This window comes from Oceanobacillus picturae, assembly GCF_000612865.1.
In the GTDB taxonomy this organism is placed as follows: domain Bacteria; phylum Bacillota; class Bacilli; order Bacillales; family Amphibacillaceae; genus Oceanobacillus_B; species Oceanobacillus_B jordanicus.
This window is the reverse complement of sequence record NZ_CCAX010000003.1, coordinates 233,735-255,405: the sequence shown is the minus strand read 5'-3', so window position 1 is coordinate 255,405 and position 21,671 is coordinate 233,735. Positions and strand designations below refer to the sequence as shown.

Sequence of the window (21,671 nt, the reverse complement as noted above, 5' to 3'; positions counted from 1 at the left end):
ATTTGCCAAAAAAGGACATGGAATCAGCGTTAATATGCCTTTACTCCAATTCACCTAATCGCTCTAAAACTGCTTCTCTCAGCGGCATTCCTTTTTGTGCTCCGTGGTGCTGAACAGATAAGGATGCTGCCGCATTTGCAAAGGAGACAGCTTCCTTTAAAGCTAGGCCCTCAGCAATAGCCGAAGCTAATGCACCGTTAAACGTATCTCCCGCACCTGTGGTATCCACTGCTTTGACACGGAATCCTGGAATGCGCATAAGGGATGTACCGTCATGGTAAAGTGCCCCTTTTTCTCCTTCTGTGACGATTAATTTGTTAGGGAATTGAGCGACAGCATCTTCAGCTTCCATACCAAAGAGTTCCTTACATTCTGTTTCATTAGGTGTGAGGTAATCAGCTAATGTAATTAGGGTAGCTGGTAAGGCTTGCGCTGGTGCAGGATTTAAGATGACCGTGGTTCCTACCTTGTTCGCCATATTTGCAAATGCCTCTACCACGTTGAGTGGGATTTCGAGCTGAAGGATTAACACATCGCTCTTTTGAATGATGGACGCGTATTGCTTCCACTCCTCCAATTCCCACGAGAAGTTAGCGCCTGGTATGACGATAATAGAGTTGTCACCTTCTGCCACCGTTATCGTTGCAATGCCTGATGAGCCATCCTTTGTTTTTACATATTCGGTTCCGACGTTTTGTTGGGTTAAGTTTTCTATTAATGAAACACCAAATGCGTCTTTCCCCACGTGTCCAATCATGTTCGTCGTGTTACCAAGGCGAGCGGCAGCAACTGCTTGATTTGCCCCCTTGCCACCCGGGTTTGTTTGAAAGTCTCTTCCTAACAGTGTTTCACCTTTGTTGGGTGTTCGATCTGTTGTGACGACAAGATCCATATTTATACTTCCAGCTACTGTAATCATGTTTACCACTCCTATCGATGTGAAAGGTGTCTCAAGATTTACTAGATTATGCTTTCACATAATTCCGCGCCCTAAAGTATATGATAAGCGCTACAATTAATCCCGCAATACCAAATGTGAGCAGCGTCACTTTTACCGAAATCCCTACCGTTATTAGGGCACTGACTACCCCATATGCAATCGGGTCAAAACCATTCATGGCAAGAAAAATAATGCTCATGACTCTTCCCATTAAACGATTATCCGTTGTTTCCTGTACTGCTGTGAAAAACGGAATATAGACAAAGGACATGGAAAAGCCAATAAAGAAGACAAGCACTGTCAGTAAGATAAGGCTAGGTGCCTGACTAAAAATCAAAAAGCTAAGGATGGCAGCAAGTAGCCCAATAATAGATGCCTTTCCTTTTCGCTTAATATGAACTTTACTAAGGATAATCGTACTGAATATCATTCCCACGCCTAAGCTAACTTCCATGGCACTTAAATTAATCGGGCTACCACCATGCAGGTCAACGACAAGGGGGAAGGCAATATTCAGTGTACCAAAAATGAAAAAGTTAAGTGTTATTAGGACAAGAATACCTGTTAATAAGAAGGATGAACGGCGAATATAAGAGATTCCTTCTTTTAAATCGTGTAAAGGTTTAGTTTGGTCCGTCTTTTCTACATTTCCTTCCTTCACAAATGGTGGAAAGATAATAACAGCTGAGAGAAACACGAAAATAGATGCTACGAAATAGCTTGTTGCCACACTGGATACTTCCATAATAACTCCGGCCAGGATGGGGCCTAAAATGAAGGAAATCTGGTCGATACCTTGAAAATAGGCGTTTGCCTGTTGTAATTGCCACTTCTCCACAATTTTGGGAATCATAGAGGAGCTAGCAGGGCCGAAAAATGCATCAAGCATACCAAACACACCAGATAAAATAAGTAATAGCATAAGACTCATGTTATCGCTGGAGACCAAAAGAAAAATACTAAATAAAAGCATGCTTTGGATTAAGTTAGTCCAGAACATGATCAGCGATTTTTTATATTTATCAGCTATAACCCCACCGAAAACCATCATAATTAAACGGGGGACCGTGGCAGAAATTAAGACTAGACCCAAGGAGCTGGCGCTAAGTGATGTTGTAACATACCAGGTCGTTGTGGTTAGAAACATACTGAATCCCACAATTGCAAAGATCCCAGCGAGGAGTAATATAGAGAAAGTCCGATTTTTAAACAAAGATTGCTGTACCATTGTGCAAACTCCTTTCACCGACTATGACACCAGATTAAACTGACGAACGTTCGGTAGTTAAAATCATAACCTCCATATAGTGATTTGTAAAGGAGGAGATTTTGTTGGTGAATTGGCCATTCGGTAGTATAGGAGAGTGAAAAATGTTACGTAAAAAAACCTCTATCCATAAAGGGTAGAGGTTTTTGATAGTTTCTTTCTATACTTAACGAATTGTTTTCAATGCAGTAGACCAAGGGATAAGCTGGTCAAGCATTTGGTTAACGGAATCTGCTTGAACCGCAGCTGGCTTGAAGTCTACTCCATTTTCAAAGTCTGTGAATAAAGAAAGAGCTGGGTGAACACGAACATCTGCTACTAGCAATTCACCTAGGATACCACGTAAATGTTCCGCAGCACGTGCTCCACCAACAGAACCGTAGGATACGATACCTGCAGCTTTGTTGTTCCATTCTACGCGTAGATAATCTAATGCGTTTTTAAGTGATGCTGTAATAGAATGATTGTATTCTTGTACAACGAAAACAAACCCATCTTGTTTCGCAATTGCTTCTGCCCATGCAGCTGCACCTGAAGTGTCTCCGCCATTTTCACCAAGTAGTGGCAATTTGTAGTCTGCAAGATCAATAACCGTATAGTTTGCATCCCCGCGTTGGTCTGCCAATTCTTGTACCCAATTTCCTACCTGTGGACTTAAGCGTCCTTCACGTGTTGAACCTAGAATAATACCAATGTTTAATTTTTCCATTGTTGTTTCCTCCTCTTTTTCTCTTCCAAAAAATCTATTGAGTAAACCCATTTCTTCCCCTACCTTAATCACTATTCTCACTAGGCAACCTGATGTCCTATGAAATTGTGTTTTATTAATTCATTTAGATTTAATTAAACTATCTTGAATTAAATATAATATAGCACTTACTTTTAGTAACGTCAACCTTTTAGTTTTAAAGTCGCGGGAGAACACACTCAAGTCGCACGGGAAATGTTAAAAGTCGCGTGCCCACTTTCACAACTCGCGTGAGAACTATTAAAAGACGCATGCTAAACTCCGCTACTCGCCTGACGCACATTCCAGCACAAACAAAAAACCGCCTACCCTCACGGATAAACGGTTTATCTCTAACGAAAATTCTATTGAACTAAGAAATATTTACTTCAGGAGTTTTTACGCCTTCCATCTTCTTATCAGATGGTACGAAGTTTAAGATGATCATGCCAATAATGAAAAGAATGATAAGACTTAAAATACCAGCATTGGTTTTCCCGGTAATTTGCGCTGTGGCACCTACTAGTATAGGTCCTGCAACAGATGCAAATTTACCAAAGATATTATAAAAACCAAAGAATTCATTGGCATTAGCCTTTGGAACGAGCTTCGCAAAATAAGATCTGCTTAATGCTTGAATGCCGCCTTGAGAGGTGGCAACGAGCATCGCAAGAACCCAGAAGTCAAATGCTGTTTCAAGGAAATAACCATAAATACACACGATCGTATACACAATGATTCCTACGTTTAACATGGCTTTAGCGGAAAAGCGATCCGCTAGTTTTCCATATAAGACAGCAAAAGGAGCTGCTACAATTTGAGTAACCAAAAGTACGACGAGTAATATGGTGGAGCTAACACCAACATCTGTCCCATATGCAGTAGACATGGAAATAATTGTCCCCACACCGTCTATATAGAAAAAGTATGCGATGAGAAAAATAGTTAAGTATTTATATTGGCTAATATTTTTTACCGTGTTTTTAAGGCGTAAAAAGCTTGTGCGAATCGGTTTAGGGCCACGTTTGATTCCATGGATTTGTTTTACGTTTTTTAACATTGGTATCGAGAATACACCCCACCAGATGAAGGTGATAACAAAGGCGATTTTACTAGCTGTCGTACTGGAGATGGGGATAATTTCTTGCTGGGCCATCAAAATAATCCCAATACTGATTATAAAAGGGATTGCGCTTCCAATATAGCCTAGAGCAAAGCCGCGTGCGGATACTTTATTCATCCGTTTATCCTCTGTCACGTCAACAAGAAACGCGTCATAAAAGAGGTTTGCCCCTCTTAACCCTAGCGAAGATATGGTAAAGATAATTAGTAATAGCAACCATTCTCCTTCGGGCACAAAGATTAGTGAAAAAGTCGAAACAAGACCCATTAATAAAAAGCCTAAGAAAAACTTTTTCTTGTATCCTTCATAGTCAGCGAAAGTTCCTAAGATTGGTCCGATCATGGCCAGAATAAAGGTAAAGATAGCAATCGTGTATCCAAGGTAGGCCGTAGAATCTGCTGCTTCTACCCCAGCAGCTGTTGCTTGTGCTTTATAAAAAATTGGAAAAATGGCAGTCGTAATAATGATAGAGTAAGCACTATTTGCCCAATCATAGTACATCCAACTCGTTTCTTGCTTCGTAAACTTTTTCATCAACTCTCCCCCTTGGTTCTATTTTACTAAAATTTACAAGATAAAGAAGGCGATGGGGTAAAAAAATACAGAAATTTTATATTATTTATAGAAGTATACGCGGAGAGTATTAGATAAGACCAAGAAGTAGACTACAAATTGCACGATGAGCAACAATCTACCTTTTTAAAAAATAATTAGGTATAATTACTTAGGTAAATAATTTTAGGAGGGAAAGTAAATGAAAATAAAAGGCGCTGTCGTACACGGAAAAGGACAGGAATTTCAGATAGAAGAATTGGAACTCTCTGAACCGAAGGAAAATGAGGTTCTCGTAAAAGTCGTAGCAGCAGGCGTTTGTCATACGGATGCTGTTGCACGTGACCAAATGATTCCAGTACAACTTCCAGCTGTGCTTGGCCATGAAGGTTCAGGGATTATTGAAAAAGTTGGAGCTGGTGTTAAAACGGTTGAGCCTGGCGATCATGTTGTATTATCTTTCTCATCCTGTGGAAATTGTGAAAACTGCTTGACAGGACATCCAGCTGCATGTATACATTTAACGGAGTTTAACTTTGGCGGAAAAATGCCTGATGGCACAAATAGACTTTATCAAGGAGATCAAGAAGTTTCTACCTTCTTTGGTCAGTCTACCTTTGGTACGTATGCCGTTTCTCATGAACGAAATGTCGTGAAAGTAGATAAAGATGTAGATCTAAACCTTTTAGGACCACTAGGATGTGGCATTCAGACTGGTGCTGGTACCGTAATTAATAAATTACAGCCAGAGTTCGGTTCAACCATTGCGATATTCGGTTGTGGTGCTGTGGGACTAAGTGCTATTATGGGTGCAAAATTGATTGGCTGTTCTAAAATTATTGCAGTAGATATTCATGATAGTAGATTAGAATTAGCTAAAGAGCTAGGAGCAACTCATGTTATCAATGGCTCTGAAGTAGAGACACTAGAAGAGATTAGAAAAATTACCGATGGAGGGGTTAATTACGCTGTTGAAACAACAGGTGTATCACCAGTAGTTGTTCAATCTGTACAATCCCTACGTAGCTTAGGTACCGTAGCTGTAGTTGGTGCTACTGGAGAAGTTACCCTTAATGTACAACTAGACCTATTAAATGAAGGAAGATCTATTGTGTCTGTTGTAGAAGGAGATTCTATTCCACAATTGTTCATTCCAAAACTAATTGAGTACTATAAAAATGGCCAATTCCCATTTGATAAGTTAGTAAAATTCTATGAGCTTGAAGAAATTAACCAAGCATTTGAGGATTCTGGTAAAGGAACGACCATTAAACCAATTTTGAAAATTTAATTGGTCCATATAATTAATAGCTTTTACGAGGCGGTTACCTGGGTAACCGTCTTTTTTTGTTATACTGATGAGAGCTAATGAATTAGGATTTGCTAATTTTATAAAGGTAGAATGAAACCTGTTTGGTAATAAAGGCTATTTAGCACCATAAAAAGGGAGGGAAAGTACATGAAATTAGAAAAAGTTCGTTGGGGAATAATTGGTTGTGGAAATGTGACCGAAGTGAAGAGTGGGCCAGCCTTTCAAAAGGTTAAGAATTCTGAGTTGGTTGCTGTGATGCGACGTAATGGCGAACTAGCGAAGGACTACGCTGAGCGACACAATGTCCCGAAATGGTATGATGACGCGGATGCGCTTATACAGGATCCTGAGGTAGATGCAGTCTATATTGCAACACCACCTGGGTCACACAAGGAATACACGTTAAAAGTTGCCGCGGCAGGGAAGCCGGTTTATGTGGAAAAGCCTATGGCCATTGATTTCGAGGAATGCAATGACATGATCGCCGCCTGCAAAGCAGCTGGGGTACCATTATATGTTGCCTATTATCGACGAGCGCAGCCACGTTTTCTAAAAATAAAAGAATTATTGAATCGTAAGGCGATTGGAGATGTGCGTTTTGTTTCGAGTACGCAGTATCAAAAAACAGCCGATGAAGTAAAAAAGGGAGAAGAACTCCCATGGAGACTGCAGCCTGCAATGTCAGGTGGGGGGCTATTCTACGATTTAGCTAGTCACACACTAGATATCTTAGATTTTCTACTCGGACCAATCAAAGACGTTCATGGAATTGCGTCAAACCAGGCTGGTTATTACCAGGCTGAGGATATCGTGACAGGTACGTACCGTTTTGATTCTGGTGTACATGGTGTAGGAAATTGGTGCTTTGCAGCTTTTGAGAATGTGGATGTAAACGAAATTGTAGGCAGTGAAGGAAAAATTACCTTCTCTACGTTTGGGGATGATCCAGTTGTATTAACAACTGCAGCTGGAGAGCAGCAATGGAAATTTGAGCGCCCCCAGCATATTCAACAGCCTCTTGTAACCATGATGGTAGAAGAATTAACTGGAGAAGATACTAAATCCCCAAGTACAGGTGAGAACGGTGCGAGAGCCAACTGGGTATTAGATAAATTGGGGAAGCATTAAGGGTATATTTTTAAGCAATTATGTCTTTTTATAGGGGCTTTAATCGCGTGTCAGCTGATAAAGCTGATGTGTGGAAGCCGTACAAACAGGCTAGGTTTATACTGGCAGTAAAAAACAGGCAAGTTCTACATTTAAGAGAGGTATGCGTTAAGGAGCGACATCATGAAAAAGACCATAATTATCCTAGTACTTACAGCAGTAATTATTATTGGAATAGGTATAACAATTAGTTTGACCGCCGAGAAAGATAGCGTTATCTACGTAGCAACAGATGGAAATGACGAGCAGAATGGCACCAAATCACAGCCTTATCGTACATTAAACAAAGCTGCATCAGAGGCGAAAGCAGGAACAATGGTTTATCTACGAGAAGGAACGTATAAGGAAAAGCTTGTCGTACAGCACAGTGGTACGAAATCAAGCCCCATTGTTTTTCAGCCATATAAGCAAGAAAAAGTGGTGCTCAGCGGTGAGAATCTACTAGATGAAGAGGGAGATACTGCCCTTGTCACAATAGAAAATCAAGATCATGTGACCATACGTGGCTTAACCATTGAAGATTTGACAACGGACTTAGCTGACGAAACAGTAATGGGAATGTATGTCACAGGAACGAGCAGTCATATTACATTGGAAGATAACCATGTGCGCTCTGTGGAGACCCATTCAGATGATGGAAATGCCCATGGTATTGCAGTTTACGGCACAGGCCCCATGAGCGACATCAATATTTTGCATAATACGGTAGAAGATTTAAAGCTTGGTGCAAGTGAAGCTCTCGTGCTAAATGGTGATATTGACGGTTTCAGAGTTGAAGATAATCTCGTTCGTCGAAATGACAATATTGGAATTGATTTAATTGGATACGAAGGGGTTTCACCTGATGATGATTATGTGAGAAACGGCATTGTTAAAAACAATGAAATACACAACATCTCTTCATTTGGCAATCCAGCTTATGGGGAAGATTATAGTGCTGGTGGCATTTATGTGGATGGTGGGAAAGATATAATCATAGAAGAGAACACCATTTATAAAAGTGATATTGGAATAGAAGTAACCTCGGAACATGCTGGGAAGTATGCCGAGAACATTGAAGTGCTGAACAATACAGTGTATGAGAACTTCTATACCGGCATTTCAATAGGAGGATATGACGAGGAACGCGGAGGAACAATCAATTCTACCATCTCACAAAATACAATGTATCGTAATGACACGGTGGGACTAGATGGTGGGCAACTTTTAATTCAGCATGACACGAGAAATAACGTCATTGAAAAAAACATTCTCACTGCAGGATCTTCCCGTCTGTTTATCGCCAACTATTTTACAACAAACCAAAACAATACGTTATCCCGGAACGTCTTTGATAAGGAAGAAGGCAAAGGAGCTATATGGGTGTGGAAAGACGAAGAATATACTTCGTTCCCAGCGTTCAAAGCAGCTTCTGAAAGTGATGAGGAGTCAGACTATCTGGAAGTGAATTATATTAATCCTGAAGAAGGAGACTTTCAATTGGAAGAGAATTCTCCTGCGACAGAGATTATCGAATGAAAAATCTAGCAGCTTGCTAGATTTTTTTATGTCTCCATTTGATTCGTGGCCTGTGGTGTGGGTATATCGCCCGAGAGCAAGAAAACATCGGCGGAGAAAGTGAGAACATCGTCCGAGAGCGAGGAAACATCGGCCGAGAAAGTGAGAACATCGTCTGAGAGCGAGGAAACATCAGCCGAGGAAGAGAGAACATCGCTTGAGAGTGAGCGAACATTTCCGAACTTGTGAGAAAACTCCTACAAAACAGTGAAAACTTTGCGAATTCAATTGACAAATTAAACATATACCTATAGTATCAGTAGTAATGATAATCATTATCAATTGAGGTGAACACATGATACAGGTAGAAGATGTGCAAGTCGGATACGGTGATGCACTTATTATAGATTCATTAAACCTTACTATTCCAAAAGGGAAAATCACGACAGTAATCGGCCCGAATGGATGTGGGAAGTCTACATTAATCAAGACCATTGCCCGAATTTTAAAAGCGAATAGTGGTGCGATTTACTTAGATGGAAAAGCCATTAGTCGAACCTCTACAAAAGATATAGCTCGTAAAATGGCTATTTTGCCACAATCAGCGGAGGCGCCGGCTGGTTTAACAGTGAGAGAACTGATCACATATGGTCGTTTTCCTCATCAGTCCAAGTTTGGTAAACAAAAGCAGGAAGACTTGGATGCGATTGACTGGGCTCTTGAAGCAACCGGGTTAACGGAGTTAGAATCCCGTCCAGTTGAAGCGCTATCTGGCGGTCAACGCCAACGTGTCTGGATTGCCATGGCACTTGCTCAGGATACCGAAGTCGTCATTCTGGATGAACCGACAACATACTTAGATATGGCCCATCAGCTTGATATTTTACAGCTGTTGGATAAGCTTAATAAAGAACAGAACAAAACCATTGTGATGGTATTACATGATTTGAACCATGCTTCAAGATTTTCACATAACCTTATTGCGATGCGAGACGGAAAAGTCTTACAACAAGGTGCACCGCATGAAGTGATGACCGCACCAAACCTGCAGGACGTGTTCCAAATTCAGGCGATGCTGACTGTCTGTCCATTTAGCCAAAATCCGATATGTCTTTCGTACGGCATGAAGGAGGCGTAGCCCATGTATGATGTAACCATAATAGGTACTGGTCCAGCAGGTTTATACGCATCTTTTTATAGCGGGTTGCGTGGCATGAAGACGAAACTCATTGACAGCCAGGCTGTGCTAGGTGGAAAAATACATGCGTATCCAGAAAAAATGATTTGGGACGTCGGAGGAATGCCACCACTTTTAGGTGAGCAACTTATTACGCGACTTTCTGAACAGGCTATTCTTTTCGACCCAACTGTTGTGCTTAATTCAAAAGTGGAAGGGATTTCACAACAAGATGGTGGGTTCCTTTTATCTACTGAAACAGGAGAGACTCATACCAGTAAAACGGTTATTCTCGCAACAGGTAGTGGAATTCTTACACCGAAAAAAATTGGCCTAGCAGGTGAGGAGAAATTCATTCAAACAAATTTACATTATACGGTAAAATCTTTAGCCCGTTTTAAAGATAAAGTCGTGTTGATTTCTGGTGGCGGAAATTCTGCCGTTGACTGGGCAAATACCTTAGAGCCAATTGCGAAAAAGGTGTATGTCACATACCGTAAGGATCACCTATCAGGCCACGAAGCAGAAATTGAAAGACTCTTGAACAGTTCCGTAGAGGTAATCTATCAATCTGTTATTACAGGGTTGAATGGTAACGATTATATTGAAAGTGTAACCTTGAATGGGACAGAACAGCTTCCAGTTGAGGAAGTGATTATTAATCACGGTTACGATAGTCAAAACGATTTACAGGAGCAAAGTGAAGTGGATATTAAAATGCATCCTGAGTTCGGGATTCAAGGAACTAGTATGGCAGAGACCTCTGTTCCGGGGATTTTTGCAGCAGGAGATGCGGTTAATTATGATGGAAAAGTTCATTTAATTGCCGGTGCGTTTCATGATGCAGCGAATGCTGTAAACCGTGCAAAGCAATTTATTGAGCCTACTGCTGTTAAAACAGCCATGGTTTCTTCCCATCATGAGTCATTTAAAAATAAAAACAAAAAAATATACGCAGAATTGGAGTTATAAGAAATGAAAAAGATCTTATTTATATTATTAGTTGGGGTTCTTGTTTTAGCAGGATGTATGCAACAAGATGAAGCGGATACTAGCTCCTCCGAGTCAGAAGATACAGCAAGTGAAAAGATTGTAATTGAAGATGGTTTTGGTGAACAGGAGTTTGATGAGGCACCACAAAAAGTTGTGGCAATCGAGTGGAGTATTGTTGAGGAATTACTAGCTGTTGGGGTACAACCAGTCGGCGTTACCGATATTGAAGGCTTTAATAAATGGGTAACCATTGATGAGAAGTTAGATGATAGTGTAACAGAGGTCGGGCTGAGAACAGAGCCGAATATTGAAGAAATCGCGAAGCTTGAGCCAGATGTCATTATCGGCATGAAAGGGTATCAAGGTGAGCTAAAAGAAGAGTTAGAGAAGATCGCACCTGTTGTGATGTATGAAAACACATCTGATGAAGCAATTGAGGATTTATATGCCGATATGTTAAAAACATTTAAGCAAACTGCTAAGTTAGTAGGAAAAGAGCAGGAAGCCGAAGAACATATTACGCATTTAGAGGAGCGAATGGCTGAAGGTGCTGAGAAAATTGAAGCGGCTGAATTGCCAACGAAGGAGTTTGTATTCACACAAGCCTATACGGTAAATGAAGCTCCTACCTTCCGTCTATTTACTGAAAACTCTACGGTGAGCCATGTGTTAGAAGGTCTAGGACTAACAAACAAAATCCAAGATCAGGAACCGCAATCAAGTGGGTTTATTGAAGCGAATGTAGAAGGTGTATCCAATTATGATGAGGCGCTCTTTATCCATACGGTGCAAGAGGATGATCCGTTGTTTGACAATTTGTCAGGAAACAGTGCATGGAACGGCTTAACCTTTGTTGAAGAAGGCAACATGTATGACGTAGGGCCAGGAGTTTGGACATTCGGTAGTGTCTTATCAATGGAGACATTAATTGAGCAGCTAGAAGAAGCGCTCGTGAACTAATGCTATGAATGTAAAAGCTACGCTATATTCTATTGGAAGTATCCTATTGTTTCTTGTCCTTGGCCTCATTCACGTGAGCCAGGGACAAGCTTCAGGTGGATTTTTTGCATTTTGGACAGAGGTTTGGCACGATGAGCAACAAATGAATTTCTTATTACATAGTCGTATGCCCCGTTTTGTGGTTGGTTGTTTGGCGGGAGCTGCATTAGCGGTAGCTGGAATGCTATTGCAAACGATGACGAAAAATCCACTTGCAAGTGCAAGTACGCTAGGTATCCATGCAGGTGCTTACTTTTTCGTCGTTTTTTTCACGATTTTCTTTCCGGGTATTAGTGGGGCTTCCCCAATTGCTGTTACCATGGCAGGTGGTATATTAGCTGCTCTCTGTGTAACGTTTCTCGTAGGAAAGTCGCTAGACCCTGTGCGTATTGCATTAACAGGGATGATTGTCACGATGTTGTTTTCCTCGTTTACGAGTGCACTGCAGCTATTGTTTCAAAATGAAGTTTCAGGGCTTTTCCTTTGGGGAGCAGGTACCCTTTTACAACTTGACTGGGGTGGAGTGCAATTTGCCGCACCATGGATCCTGATTACCCTTGTCGTAGCACTTATTGTGAGTCGACGATTTGATATTTTACTATTAGGTGATGAAACAGCGATTGGGCTGGGACAAAATATTACATTAAGCAAGCTTCTAGGCTGGGCAATTGCTATTTTGCTTGCGGCGGTTACGGTAACTGTTGTAGGGCCAATTGGATTTGTTGGTATTATTGCGCCACATTTAGTCCGCCTAATGGGCTTCAGAATGCACCGCACCATGATCTTTGGCAACATTGTTGTGGGGGCCAGCTTGTTAATTGCGGCAGACATTTTAGTACGTATCATCTCGCAAACTTCTGAACTGCCTGTCGGCGCAATGACCGCAATTGTTGGAGCTCCATGGCTTGTTTACTTAGCATTGAAAATGAGCTCCCAGTCACGTGCGGCAGGGAATGCCTTAGAAGGTAAAATACGTATCACGCGCTACAAACTGTTTTATCCCATTCTTGCCGTTGTAACATTACTAATTGTGATGACGAGTCTATCTTTCGGTGGAACCAGTTTCACGAAGTTGCTAGAATTACCGCAGGAAATCATGTACAACACATTTGTTTGGGACATCCGCGTGCCGCGTGTATTTGTTAGCTTCGGTGTCGGAATGATGATGGCAATAAGTGGTCTTTTGATGCAAACGGTGTTGAGAAACCCGCTTGCTGATGCTTCTGTACTTGGAATAACGTCTGGGGCTAGTGTGTTTGCCATGTTGTTTATCATCGTTTTCCCACAGGCTCCTTTTATATTCGTTCCAATCGGTGCATTACTTGGTGCTCTTATTACCATGGGAATTGTACTTGCAATTAGTGCACGGAGTGGGTTCCAGCCTATGATTCTCCTTTTAATGGGGATTGCGATTTCTGCGGTTGGTGCTGCCATCATTCAGATTTTACTCGTAAAGGCCAACGTGCATGCTACCCAGGCTCTAACATGGCTAGCTGGTAGCACATATGGCGTGGGTTGGGGTCACTTTATCATCTTCATCATAGCGATGATTATTATTTTTCCGATTGTGGTTTCCTTGGCTACAACGTTTGAGATCATGTCCTTTGGGGATGCCGTTTCGATTGGCCTTGGGGTTAAAACAGATCGAATAAGATTATTAATGATTGTGCTTGGTGTGGTTTTATCGGCTATCTGTGTTTCAATTGTTGGTGCGATTAGCTTTGTTGGACTGTTATCTCCTCATATTGCAAGGCAGCTTGTCGGCCCTAAATTGCTGCGGTTATTGCCGTTAACCTTAGCGGTCGGTGGCATACTCCTGTTATCTGCTGATTTTCTTGGTCGTTTTATTCTGGCACCTAAAGAAATTCCAGCTGGGATTATCGTTTCCTTAATCGGCGCACCATATCTACTTTATTTATTGAAGAAAACCAATACGGTGAAGGGTAAATAAAAATAGCAAAAAGCATCCTCCCCCTTTATTTAGAGGGAATGGATGCTTTTTTGCTAGGAGACGGATAACTCCCCCTACGCTTCAATGCGTTTCTTACTAATTAATTTGCTGTTAAGCCACCATCAACACGATATTCTGAACCGGTGATAAACTTACTTTCGTCAGAAGCAAGGAAGAGTACTAAATTGGCAATGTCCTCTGCTTCCCCGTAACGTGCTAGTGGGATTGCTTTCGTTTGCTCCTCTTTTGAGCTGCTTGGGTCGTCCGGGTTTTGGCCTTTCTCGATGGACCGCATCATCCTTGTATTAACTGGTGATGGATGAATAGAGTTGACGCGGACCCCTTTATCAGCGATTTCCACTGCAGCTGATTTGGTTAAACCAACAATCGCGTGTTTAGATGCTACATATGGAGCAAGCCCTGGAAAGCCACCAAGTCCGGCAACAGAAGAAGTATTGATAATGCTACCACTTTCTTGCTCAGACATGACGGGAAGCACGTGTTTCAGCCCAAGGAATACTCCTTCGCCATTCACGGCCATAACCTTTTGATAGTCTTCTAGTTTTTGTTCCGCAATTGGGGCAACTTCGCCTTCAATCCCTGCGTTATTGAAAAAGATATCAATAGATCCGAATTCTTCTTTCGCTTTATTCACATACCCTTTTACTTCTTCCTCATTGGTTACGTTGGCCTTCACTGTGGCAACTTCACCAAACTGATCTAGGTCAGATTTTACTTCATCTAACGCATCCTGGTTCATATCTACTAATAGTACTTTAGCACCTTCTTTTAAAAAGGTTTCGGCTGTTTTCTTCCCGATACCGCCGGCACCACCTGTAATAACTGCTGCTTTACCTTCTAATCTAGTCATAAAGATACCATCCTTTCTGTTGTTTTCTTTAATATATATGGTTCATATCGCCTATAATATTTCTGTTCCCGAAATAAAGACAACCAAACATGATGTAAAGATATCTTTACGTATACGGAGATCTTTGCTACTCTATATGTAAAGATATCTTTACCGTCGCATGGAGGTCGAACATATGGGAGTGGTCAATCATATTAAAAAGATCCGGATTGAAAAAGGGATCACGCAAATTCGAATGGCGGAGGATCTTCAAGTTACACGCCAAACGATTAATGCTATTGAAAAAAACAAATATAATCCGAGCCTAGAATTAGCTTTAAAGCTAGTAGATTATTTTGATGTTCCTATAGAAGAAATCTTTATCTTAGAGGAGGATGAAACTTGAAAACAAATGAAAGGAAAAAATGGGTAGCGTTTTTCGAGAAATGGAGAGGGATTTTTATTATTGTATGTACTGCAATTGGGGCTAGTTTAGGAGCATCTCTGGTTTATCTTTTTAATGGAGAATTCCCTTATGAGGTTGTAATTGGTAGTTTAGTTGCGGCAGTCATTCTAACAGTAATAGAAGTGATCAAGAAAAAACGCAAAAAGGACAATGTACCGGAAGCCGATGAACGAGTAGCGCGCAATGTATTTCGCTTTTTTGCATTCACCTCGCATATCTTCCTAGCTGTCTTATTCATTGGGATGACGCTCTTTACGCTTTTAGGAAATGAAGAAGTGCCACTGCTTTACTTATGGATCTTTTTCTTTTTGTTCATTTGGATCTCCGGGATAGGGGCATTCATTGCTAAAAGGAGATGATGCATTTAATGGTGTAGCAGAAGTTTTGTTTACGAGGTTCTACTAGATCAGATTAGGGACTTAATCTTATCAGAAGTCTTCAAAGTATCCATCTTTCCTAATTAATGTGCTACATTAATGGAAAGTAACTATAAAACTGATTGAAGTTTCACATTATGAAGATTTAAGTAGAGAGACAGTGGAGTGATCATGCCTCTCTTTAGATAGAGCTATTATTGTAATAGCTCCGCCATATCTTCCTTGGATAATGCTTGATTCATCATTTTAATCTGCTTCGTAAGGGTTACCTTAGCTCCATGGACAGCAGCTTCAGGTAACACACAGGGAATGGACTGCTGAATGGGTTTCCCTTCAAGGTCATAAAACACATAACCTTCTTTTTCATCTAGAATAAAAGAGTTAATTTTCATATTTGGTGTGATCAGCAACGTAATCTTCTCCTGATCATTCCACATTACTTTTAGAATCGTTTTCTTGCTTGTTTTCTTTTCAACGTATGCTTTTAGTTCTCTTAATGAAACGGTCTCTTTCATGGGGTAGCCTCCAAGTATTGCTGGTTGTTCATTCGTTACTATTAACTTTAGCATAGAATTATATGAGTGATAAGCTTCATCTGATTTTTAATCAAGTAGAGAGGAGGGCGCAAATGGGGAAAAAGAGAGAGAAAGGATCAAAGAATCTTATCCGAAAGTGGGTCATTACAATAGGTGGCTTTGTTGTGATGCAAATTGTATTCATTCTGACTGATGGAACATTCCTTGAAGCAAACAGCAATAAACTGACTGATGGAACATTCCTTGAAGCAAACAGCAATAAACTGGGTGATGTGGCATATAGTATAGTAGATTCGAAGTTCTTTTATGATTGGTTGATATTGTATGTAAGCCCGATTTTCAATATTATTACATTGCTCGCTGTACTTCATATTATTTTTCATGGAACGAAAGATTTGGTCCTAATTAGCGTTCCGAAGAGGTCATCTAATTAGGGGGGAGACCATGTTTGGAACGACTATTGAAAAATTCATTTTATTGTCTTTAACAAGTATTGGTGTCATTTTCTTTCTTCTGTATGTAAAAATGCAGAAGCTGTATCAGCAAGAAAGGAAAAAGAATGACTTGTGATAACAGCTTCTCACTTGCCGATAGTAGCTAAGAAAATTAATAGCGAAACTTTACTTCCAATGTAGCACGAATGACAATCTGTCCTGGTTCGATAGGTGTTGCTCCAGCTTCTGCGGACAAGGCTAGTTTAGAAAAAGGGATTGGCATCGTATCTGTTCTTTCTTCGATTCTGAAAGGGATGGGGTTCAAGTTTACCTGCATAGATGTAGCAATCGCGTTTGCTTTATCATAGGCGTTGGCTAATGCCTCCTGGAGTGCCTGTTGTTCGTATGTGTCGCTATTTTGGACGGTGAATTGAATAGAGTTGACTTGGTTTGCTCCACTCTCTACAGCTGCATCTAAAATGCTACCAATTTGATCGATTGCTGTTATCTCCACTGTAATCATATTTGATACTTGGTAACCTTTAAAAATTTGTTCGCCATCAACGAAATCATAGCGAGGATTCACTGTATAACTAGTGGTTTGTATGTTTTCTCGAGGGACTCCGAATCGTAACAATGCCTCGATAACTTGATTCATAGTAGTGGCGTTTGCTTGTTGAGCTTCTAGGAGGGAGACGTTTTCTGTAATCACTCCCAGTTCTACATTCGCAACGTCAGGCTGTACGGAAACTGATCCATTTCCTAATACTGTCATAACCTGGTTTGATCCGTTATGATCGTTGGGCGTGTTTTGCCTATAAGCATTTACATATGGATAATACATTCTCATTTCCCCTCTCCGGCCTTTTTTAAATACTATGCTGATTTAGGAGAAATGATTAGAGTAGTTTATTTGGATAGAGAGGAGTGAAGTTGATGAACCATGTTATTTCAGCGATCTATATTGCAACGTCACTGCTAATGTTTTTTATTATTAGGGTTATCGTCATGTATGGTGAATGGATACTTCCTGAAAAGCCTCTAGCGTATATGAAAATGTCGGTTTACTACTTTCCGTATATTTCTTTAGTTATCGGTTTAGTCTATTTAGGTATTCATATCCATTCACTTCGAAATAAAAATGAATAATGAAGAATACACAAAAGGCATTGGGAAGAGCCCCGATGCCTTTTCCTTTAAATACCTAGTGTTTTTTTATACTCTTCTAAATATGGAATTTCAGAAGGCGATCCTTGATCCATGGCAGCCATTACACGGTGCCATAGAGGATAGATTGGTGCCGGACGTGCGACAGATTCAATCTTGTCATGCTCTTCCTTTGTTAATTTTATTTCAAAGGAGTCGATATTCTCCTTTAATTGTTCTTCATTCCGTGCAGCGATGACCACGGGCCCAATATTAGGTCGATCTTTCACCCAAGAAAGTGCGATTTGCGGAACGCTCGCTCCACGTTTCTCGGCTACTTCTTTTAAGGCGTCAATGACGTTGTATAATCTTTCGTCATCCATTACCCAAGGCTCTGGCCATCCCTCGCCCTGTCTTGTGTTTTTCGGCGCATCGTTATCGCGATCAATTTTGCCTGTAAGCAGGCCTTCACCAAGCGGGCTCCAAATCATCGAGCCAATGCCCATTTCACTCGCTGCTGGTAGTAGCTCATATTCCGCCTCGCGCGCTTCTGGAGTGTAATAAATTTGCTGGCAAACCGGCGCAATATAGCCAGGCTTTTCGGCAATTGATAGCGTTCTTGCTAACGCCCAACCACTATAGTTGGAAACACCCCAGTAGCGAATTTTTCCGGATTTTACGAGTTCTGTCATGGTTTCAACCGTTTCTTCAATCGGTGTACGACCATCCCACAAATGAACAAAATAAAGATCGATATAGTCTGTACCAAGACGCTCTAATGATTCATCAATGGAGTTTTTTAGATTGATTCGGGAAGCACCACGAGCGTTCGGATCATCGCTGAGTGGGAAGCCTGTTTTTGAGGTTAATATCACTTCATCTCGGCGCCCTTTGATTGCTGCACCTAATACCCGTTCAGCATCACCGCGAGAATAAAGGTTTGCTGTATCAAACATATTGATGCCAGCATCCAATGCAATATCTACCATCTTGCGGGCCTCTTCTTCTTTTACATCTCCAGCAGGTTCAAAACCGTTTGTACCACTAAATGGAATGGTCCCAAGTATATACTTCGGTACACGAAGACCGGAGTTTCCTAGATTAATATATTCCATTGTATCCCTCCATGTATTTATGACGCTTTATTATAGAAGTACGCTGATTGGAAGGGAGGGTAAACGTTAGGGTTCAGTGAACATAAGGAAATGAAAGATGATAAAATGACCAAACAAGGTTTGAGAAAAACATCTCAGATTTCTATTTTACGCCATGAGTATTGATGGCAAAAAACAATTATAATCATTCTTTCCCTTGCCCATATAGCATATCCTATGAGTTAATAAGGGTGTCGGACCGACAGACTCTTGTGAAAGGAGGCTGATTATGATTTACGCAGAATTTGAGGTGATTTCCGCATAGCGGGAATCTCAACGTTTGGGGTCGCATTATGCGACCCCATTTATTATCTCATTATTATTCGGAAAATTAGCATCTTTCCGTAACTGAAAAAGTCGATTATACTTAAAGACAAAGAAGTAGAAATAAAAAAACTGGAAGAAAGGAGATGAAGTTTGATGATTAATTGGAATCTGTTTGAACACCGTAGCAATGGAGACCTTTTGAAGGAGGACGTAAACCGTGCAATACAAAAATGGAAAAGAGGTTCTTCCCCCTAACCTTTTGAAAGAAATGCAGAAATATATTCAGGGAGAACTGATTTACATCCCCAAGAAAAAAAGTCAACGGGCGGGATGGGGAGAAGTAAACGGTTCACGGTAGATTATTGCCCAGAGAAATGAAGAGATTTTTAAGATGTCTAGAGAGGGAACCTCCCTTGAAGAGCTAGAGCAGATGTACAATTTGTCTATAGACAGTATTCGAAAGATCATATATAAAACGCGTAATATTTGCGGAGAAACGTAAAAGCGTTCATAGGAAAAGCCGAGTTGAATTAAGGAAAGCGTGGTGAAAAAGTGGCATCTTTTCATCACGCTTTTTCATGTTGCTTATAGTAACCCCATATTTTTTCTAAAGGATAGAGGGTGTAAAGAATGGTTATAACCATTCTTTCCCTTGTTTGGTAAGGTTGTTTCGTGAGTTAATGAATATGAAGCGATAGCTAATGGTGAAAGGAGGCTGCATTATGATGAATGCGTTAAATAAGGTGATTTTAGTATAGGTTGTTCAAAAAGTCCGGTAAAATTTTTTTGAACACACACCCTATAAACAGAAGTTGAAATAATTGGTATTACCACCTGAAAGTATGCTTGCTTTTATAAGTGAGTTAATTTCGGGGATATGTCTGTCACCATGCCGACCTGAAGCCTTCCCAGTTGTTGAGAAACAGGTAAAACAACGTAAGGGGGGAATCATCATGTGTTATCATTTAGATATTTATAGAAGTATCACAAACGACCGTTTAGAAAATCTAAGAAAAGAAGCTAATGGAAATAGAAGAATGAATGACAATGAAGTTATCGATTGGTGGATAAGTACAAACATGCTTTTCATATTGTTTTTTCAATCGGGGAAAGGCTAATTGAGCAAAAGGCAAGAGGTGGATATTACATTCTCGGAGACGAGTATGGTTTAACCTATATATAAATTTCAGTTTACTACTAAAATCATGGAAATGAAGAGTACAAAAAAGCCAAGAGCTAGTTTGATTATAGACTCTTGGCTTTTTTTATTACTCTTTACATTCTTAGCGGTTACTAGCAATCAGGTATAGTTTTTAATCACCTAATACCATTCCGTATGGAAAATTCCATCTTTGTCTTTCCGTTCGTACGTATGGGCTCCAAAATAATCACGCTGTGCCTGAATCATATTGGCTCCACTTTGTGCGGAACGATAGCCATCATAGTAGGATAACGCCGCGCTAAAGCACGGTAAGGACATGCCGTTTTCCATACCCTTCATCGTAACCTGACGAAGTGACGCTTGATACTTACCTGCTTTTTCCTTGAAGTAAGGGGAAAGCAATAGGTTTGGTAAGTTAGGATCTGCCTTAAAGGCTTCACTAATCGGATTAAGGATATCAGCTCGAATAATACAGCCGCCTCTGAAAATCAACGCGATCTCATCGAGTTTCAATTCCCATCCATAGTGGTCAGATGCTTGTTTGTATTGATGGAAGCCTTGCGCGTATGCCGCAATTTTTCCCATGAAAAGTGCTTCCTTGACTAGGTTGAGCCATGTCTCTTTGTCGATTTCCTCATCTATAATAGATGGACCTGTTAATTCAGATTCCGCTAAAACGCGCTCGTCTTTTAGTCCGGAAAGGTATCTAGCAAATACAGACTCTGTGATGATGGAGAGTGGTACACCGACATCTAAAGCATTTTGACTTGTCCATTTACCAGTACCTTTTGAGCCGGATTTATCTAGAATGACGTCAATCATTGGCTGCTTCGTCTCCTCATCCACATGGGTGAGGATTTCGCTTGTAATCTCGATCAGATAGCTTTCCAGCTCTGATTCATTCCATGATTTAAATACATCAGCAATTTCGTTTACTGTAAGTCCTAGCTTTTCTCGTAAGAATTGGTAGGCCTCGGTAATTAATTGCATGTCCGCATATTCAATCCCATTATGAACCATTTTTACGTAGTGACCTGATCCTTCATTCCCTAAATAGGTGCAACAAGGCTTCCCATCAACCTGTGCAGCAATACCCTCCAAGATTGGAGCAACCTGTTTGTATGCTGCCGGGTCGCCACTTGGCATGAGCGCTGGTCCGTTAAGCGCACCTTCTTCACCGCCAGAAACACCAACGCTTAAAAAGTGAAGTCCTGCACGTTTAAGTTCATGGTATCTTCTGTTGGAATCTTGAAAGTTGGAATTACCACCATCCATGATGATATCCCCTTTTTCGAGTAAAGGGATCATTGATTTAATAACAGAGTCTACAACAGGACCTGCTGTCACCATCATGAAAATTTTTCTTGGCTTCTCTAAAGAAGCGATAAAGCTTTCAAGCTCGTAATGTGCCTCCGCATTTTCATTTGGAAATTCGGCAATGAAATTTTCTGTTAGATCCGGCGTGTAATTATAAACAGCAACCTTCTCTTGGTGATTCACCATATTTTTTGCAAGGTTTGCTCCCATTACACCGAGCCCAAATACACCTATTGAATTCAATTTATGACACATCC

At 40.7% G+C, this 21,671-nt stretch carries 23 protein-coding genes; 14 read left to right on the top strand and 9 right to left on the bottom strand.

The genetic code is table 11. The features are described 5' to 3' along the window. Positions 1-40 precede the first annotated feature (40 nt). From rbsK to BN988_RS15685, 4 genes are all read right to left on the bottom strand, one after another. Complete coding sequence (gene rbsK, locus BN988_RS15700) at positions 41-919, bottom strand: ribokinase (protein WP_036577930.1); 879 nt, start codon at positions 917-919, stop codon at positions 41-43. Positions 920-965: 46 nt separating this feature from the next. Beyond that, complete coding sequence (locus BN988_RS15695; protein ID WP_036577928.1) at positions 966-2,168, bottom strand: MFS transporter; 1,203 nt, start codon at positions 2,166-2,168, stop codon at positions 966-968. Positions 2,169-2,373: 205 nt separating this feature from the next. After that, entirely contained in the window at positions 2,374-2,916 is a 543-nt protein-coding gene (locus tag BN988_RS15690) for an NADPH-dependent FMN reductase (RefSeq protein ID WP_036578296.1), read from the bottom strand. A 391-nt stretch (positions 2,917-3,307) separates the two neighbouring features. Beyond that, positions 3,308-4,594, bottom strand: coding sequence for an MFS transporter (locus tag BN988_RS15685; RefSeq protein WP_231495260.1), 1,287 nt, complete (start codon positions 4,592-4,594; stop codon positions 3,308-3,310). 217 nt (positions 4,595-4,811) lie between these two features. On the opposite strand from BN988_RS15685, the gene BN988_RS15680 reads away from it, so the two are divergent. The 7 genes from BN988_RS15680 to BN988_RS15650 all read left to right on the top strand — a co-directional run bounded on the left by BN988_RS15680 (position 4,812) and on the right by BN988_RS15650 (position 13,705). Further along, on the top strand, positions 4,812-5,900 hold the full coding sequence (locus BN988_RS15680; RefSeq protein WP_036577923.1) for an NAD(P)-dependent alcohol dehydrogenase: 1,089 nt from the start codon (positions 4,812-4,814) through the stop codon (positions 5,898-5,900). A gap of 168 nt (positions 5,901-6,068) precedes the next feature. Then, positions 6,069-7,049 carry a Gfo/Idh/MocA family protein gene (locus BN988_RS15675; protein WP_036577921.1) on the top strand — a complete coding sequence of 327 codons (981 nt, stop codon included), beginning with the start codon at positions 6,069-6,071 and terminating at the stop codon, positions 7,047-7,049. A 162-nt stretch (positions 7,050-7,211) separates the two neighbouring features. Further along, positions 7,212-8,606, top strand: a complete 1,395-nt coding sequence (locus BN988_RS15670) for a right-handed parallel beta-helix repeat-containing protein (protein ID WP_036577919.1) — start codon at positions 7,212-7,214, stop codon at positions 8,604-8,606. 334 nt (positions 8,607-8,940) lie between these two features. Beyond that, positions 8,941-9,723: an ABC transporter ATP-binding protein gene (locus tag BN988_RS15665; RefSeq protein WP_036577916.1), complete on the top strand. Its 783-nt coding sequence runs from the start codon at positions 8,941-8,943 to the stop codon at positions 9,721-9,723. A gap of 3 nt (positions 9,724-9,726) precedes the next feature. Next, the gene (locus BN988_RS15660) at positions 9,727-10,734 is read left to right on the top strand and encodes an NAD(P)/FAD-dependent oxidoreductase (protein WP_036577914.1); all 1,008 of its coding nucleotides are present in this window, start codon (positions 9,727-9,729) and stop codon (positions 10,732-10,734) included. Between the two features lie 3 nt (positions 10,735-10,737). After that, positions 10,738-11,715 (top strand): ABC transporter substrate-binding protein, encoded by a 978-nt coding sequence (locus BN988_RS15655; RefSeq protein ID WP_036577912.1) that lies wholly within the window; start codon positions 10,738-10,740, stop codon positions 11,713-11,715. A gap of 4 nt (positions 11,716-11,719) precedes the next feature. After that, positions 11,720-13,705, top strand: a complete 1,986-nt coding sequence (locus BN988_RS15650) for an iron ABC transporter permease (protein WP_036577911.1) — start codon at positions 11,720-11,722, stop codon at positions 13,703-13,705. A gap of 100 nt (positions 13,706-13,805) precedes the next feature. On the opposite strand, the gene BN988_RS15645 is transcribed toward BN988_RS15650, so the two are convergent. Then, on the bottom strand, positions 13,806-14,576 hold the full coding sequence (locus BN988_RS15645) for an SDR family NAD(P)-dependent oxidoreductase (protein ID WP_036577910.1): 771 nt from the start codon (positions 14,574-14,576) through the stop codon (positions 13,806-13,808). A 175-nt stretch (positions 14,577-14,751) separates the two neighbouring features. Between BN988_RS15645 and BN988_RS15640 the strand changes: the two genes are divergently transcribed. Both BN988_RS15640 and BN988_RS15635 read left to right on the top strand, forming a co-directional pair. Next, positions 14,752-14,961 (top strand): helix-turn-helix transcriptional regulator, encoded by a 210-nt coding sequence (locus BN988_RS15640; protein WP_036577908.1) that lies wholly within the window; start codon positions 14,752-14,754, stop codon positions 14,959-14,961. Next, positions 14,958-15,380 carry a hypothetical protein gene (locus tag BN988_RS15635; protein ID WP_051558042.1) on the top strand — a complete coding sequence of 141 codons (423 nt, stop codon included), beginning with the start codon at positions 14,958-14,960 and terminating at the stop codon, positions 15,378-15,380. Before BN988_RS15640 ends, BN988_RS15635 begins: the two co-directional genes overlap by 4 nt. Positions 15,381-15,592: 212 nt before the next feature. On the opposite strand, the gene BN988_RS15630 is transcribed toward BN988_RS15635, so the two are convergent. Continuing rightward, a complete protein-coding gene (locus tag BN988_RS15630; RefSeq protein ID WP_036577906.1) occupies positions 15,593-15,913 on the bottom strand; it encodes a hypothetical protein in 321 nt (106 codons plus the stop codon). Between the two features lie 113 nt (positions 15,914-16,026). Between BN988_RS15630 and BN988_RS15625 the strand changes: the two genes are divergently transcribed. Beyond that, positions 16,027-16,368, top strand: a complete 342-nt coding sequence (locus BN988_RS15625; protein WP_036577905.1) for a YfzA family protein — start codon at positions 16,027-16,029, stop codon at positions 16,366-16,368. 10 nt (positions 16,369-16,378) lie between these two features. Beyond that, positions 16,379-16,504, top strand: a complete 126-nt coding sequence (locus BN988_RS19350) for a hypothetical protein (protein ID WP_261796583.1) — start codon at positions 16,379-16,381, stop codon at positions 16,502-16,504. Positions 16,505-16,540: 36 nt separating this feature from the next. Here BN988_RS19350 and BN988_RS15620 read toward each other — a convergent pair whose 3' ends face one another. Then, on the bottom strand, positions 16,541-17,212 hold the full coding sequence (locus BN988_RS15620; protein ID WP_036577903.1) for an SIMPL domain-containing protein: 672 nt from the start codon (positions 17,210-17,212) through the stop codon (positions 16,541-16,543). Between the two features lie 92 nt (positions 17,213-17,304). Here BN988_RS15620 and BN988_RS15615 point away from each other — a divergent pair, with 92 nt between their 5' ends. Continuing rightward, positions 17,305-17,517, top strand: a complete 213-nt coding sequence (locus tag BN988_RS15615; protein WP_036577900.1) for a hypothetical protein — start codon at positions 17,305-17,307, stop codon at positions 17,515-17,517. Positions 17,518-17,564: 47 nt separating this feature from the next. Here BN988_RS15615 and BN988_RS15610 read toward each other — a convergent pair whose 3' ends face one another. Continuing rightward, a complete protein-coding gene (locus BN988_RS15610; RefSeq protein ID WP_036577898.1) occupies positions 17,565-18,629 on the bottom strand; it encodes an aldo/keto reductase in 1,065 nt (354 codons plus the stop codon). Positions 18,630-19,152: 523 nt separating this feature from the next. Between BN988_RS15610 and BN988_RS19450 the strand changes: the two genes are divergently transcribed. Both BN988_RS19450 and BN988_RS18970 read left to right on the top strand, forming a co-directional pair. Next, a complete protein-coding gene (locus BN988_RS19450; protein ID WP_390620616.1) occupies positions 19,153-19,293 on the top strand; it encodes a hypothetical protein in 141 nt (46 codons plus the stop codon). Positions 19,294-19,888: 595 nt separating this feature from the next. Next, positions 19,889-20,053, top strand: coding sequence for a hypothetical protein (locus tag BN988_RS18970; protein ID WP_155988317.1), 165 nt, complete (start codon positions 19,889-19,891; stop codon positions 20,051-20,053). Between the two features lie 203 nt (positions 20,054-20,256). On the opposite strand, the gene gnd is transcribed toward BN988_RS18970, so the two are convergent. Further along, positions 20,257-21,657: a decarboxylating NADP(+)-dependent phosphogluconate dehydrogenase gene (gnd, locus tag BN988_RS15600; RefSeq protein ID WP_390620615.1), complete on the bottom strand. Its 1,401-nt coding sequence runs from the start codon at positions 21,655-21,657 to the stop codon at positions 20,257-20,259. Positions 21,658-21,671 lie beyond the last annotated feature (14 nt).

What these genes read in the sequence shown, in the direction of transcription:
- BN988_RS15610 (WP_036577898.1), bottom strand. Translation starts at nt 18,629, where the DNA reads ATGGAATATATTAATCTAGGAAACTCCGGTCTTCGTGTACCGAAGTAT.
- BN988_RS15645 (WP_036577910.1), bottom strand. Translation starts at nt 14,576, where the DNA reads ATGACTAGATTAGAAGGTAAAGCAGCAGTTATTACAGGTGGTGCCGGC.
- BN988_RS18970 (WP_155988317.1), top strand. Translation starts at nt 19,889, where the DNA reads ATGTGTTATCATTTAGATATTTATAGAAGTATCACAAACGACCGTTTA.
- BN988_RS15650 (WP_036577911.1), top strand. Translation starts at nt 11,720, where the DNA reads ATGAATGTAAAAGCTACGCTATATTCTATTGGAAGTATCCTATTGTTT.
- BN988_RS15620 (WP_036577903.1), bottom strand. Translation starts at nt 17,212, where the DNA reads ATGTATTATCCATATGTAAATGCTTATAGGCAAAACACGCCCAACGAT.
- BN988_RS15630 (WP_036577906.1), bottom strand. Translation starts at nt 15,913, where the DNA reads ATGAAAGAGACCGTTTCATTAAGAGAACTAAAAGCATACGTTGAAAAG.
- BN988_RS15625 (WP_036577905.1), top strand. Translation starts at nt 16,027, where the DNA reads ATGGGGAAAAAGAGAGAGAAAGGATCAAAGAATCTTATCCGAAAGTGG.
- BN988_RS15695 (WP_036577928.1), bottom strand. Translation starts at nt 2,168, where the DNA reads ATGGTACAGCAATCTTTGTTTAAAAATCGGACTTTCTCTATATTACTC.
- BN988_RS15640 (WP_036577908.1), top strand. Translation starts at nt 14,752, where the DNA reads ATGGGAGTGGTCAATCATATTAAAAAGATCCGGATTGAAAAAGGGATC.
- BN988_RS15665 (WP_036577916.1), top strand. Translation starts at nt 8,941, where the DNA reads ATGATACAGGTAGAAGATGTGCAAGTCGGATACGGTGATGCACTTATT.
- BN988_RS15670 (WP_036577919.1), top strand. Translation starts at nt 7,212, where the DNA reads ATGAAAAAGACCATAATTATCCTAGTACTTACAGCAGTAATTATTATT.
- rbsK (WP_036577930.1), bottom strand. Translation starts at nt 919, where the DNA reads ATGATTACAGTAGCTGGAAGTATAAATATGGATCTTGTCGTCACAACA.
- BN988_RS15615 (WP_036577900.1), top strand. Translation starts at nt 17,305, where the DNA reads ATGAACCATGTTATTTCAGCGATCTATATTGCAACGTCACTGCTAATG.
- BN988_RS15690 (WP_036578296.1), bottom strand. Translation starts at nt 2,916, where the DNA reads ATGGAAAAATTAAACATTGGTATTATTCTAGGTTCAACACGTGAAGGA.
- BN988_RS15655 (WP_036577912.1), top strand. Translation starts at nt 10,738, where the DNA reads ATGAAAAAGATCTTATTTATATTATTAGTTGGGGTTCTTGTTTTAGCA.
- BN988_RS15680 (WP_036577923.1), top strand. Translation starts at nt 4,812, where the DNA reads ATGAAAATAAAAGGCGCTGTCGTACACGGAAAAGGACAGGAATTTCAG.
- BN988_RS15675 (WP_036577921.1), top strand. Translation starts at nt 6,069, where the DNA reads ATGAAATTAGAAAAAGTTCGTTGGGGAATAATTGGTTGTGGAAATGTG.
- BN988_RS19350 (WP_261796583.1), top strand. Translation starts at nt 16,379, where the DNA reads ATGTTTGGAACGACTATTGAAAAATTCATTTTATTGTCTTTAACAAGT.
- BN988_RS15660 (WP_036577914.1), top strand. Translation starts at nt 9,727, where the DNA reads ATGTATGATGTAACCATAATAGGTACTGGTCCAGCAGGTTTATACGCA.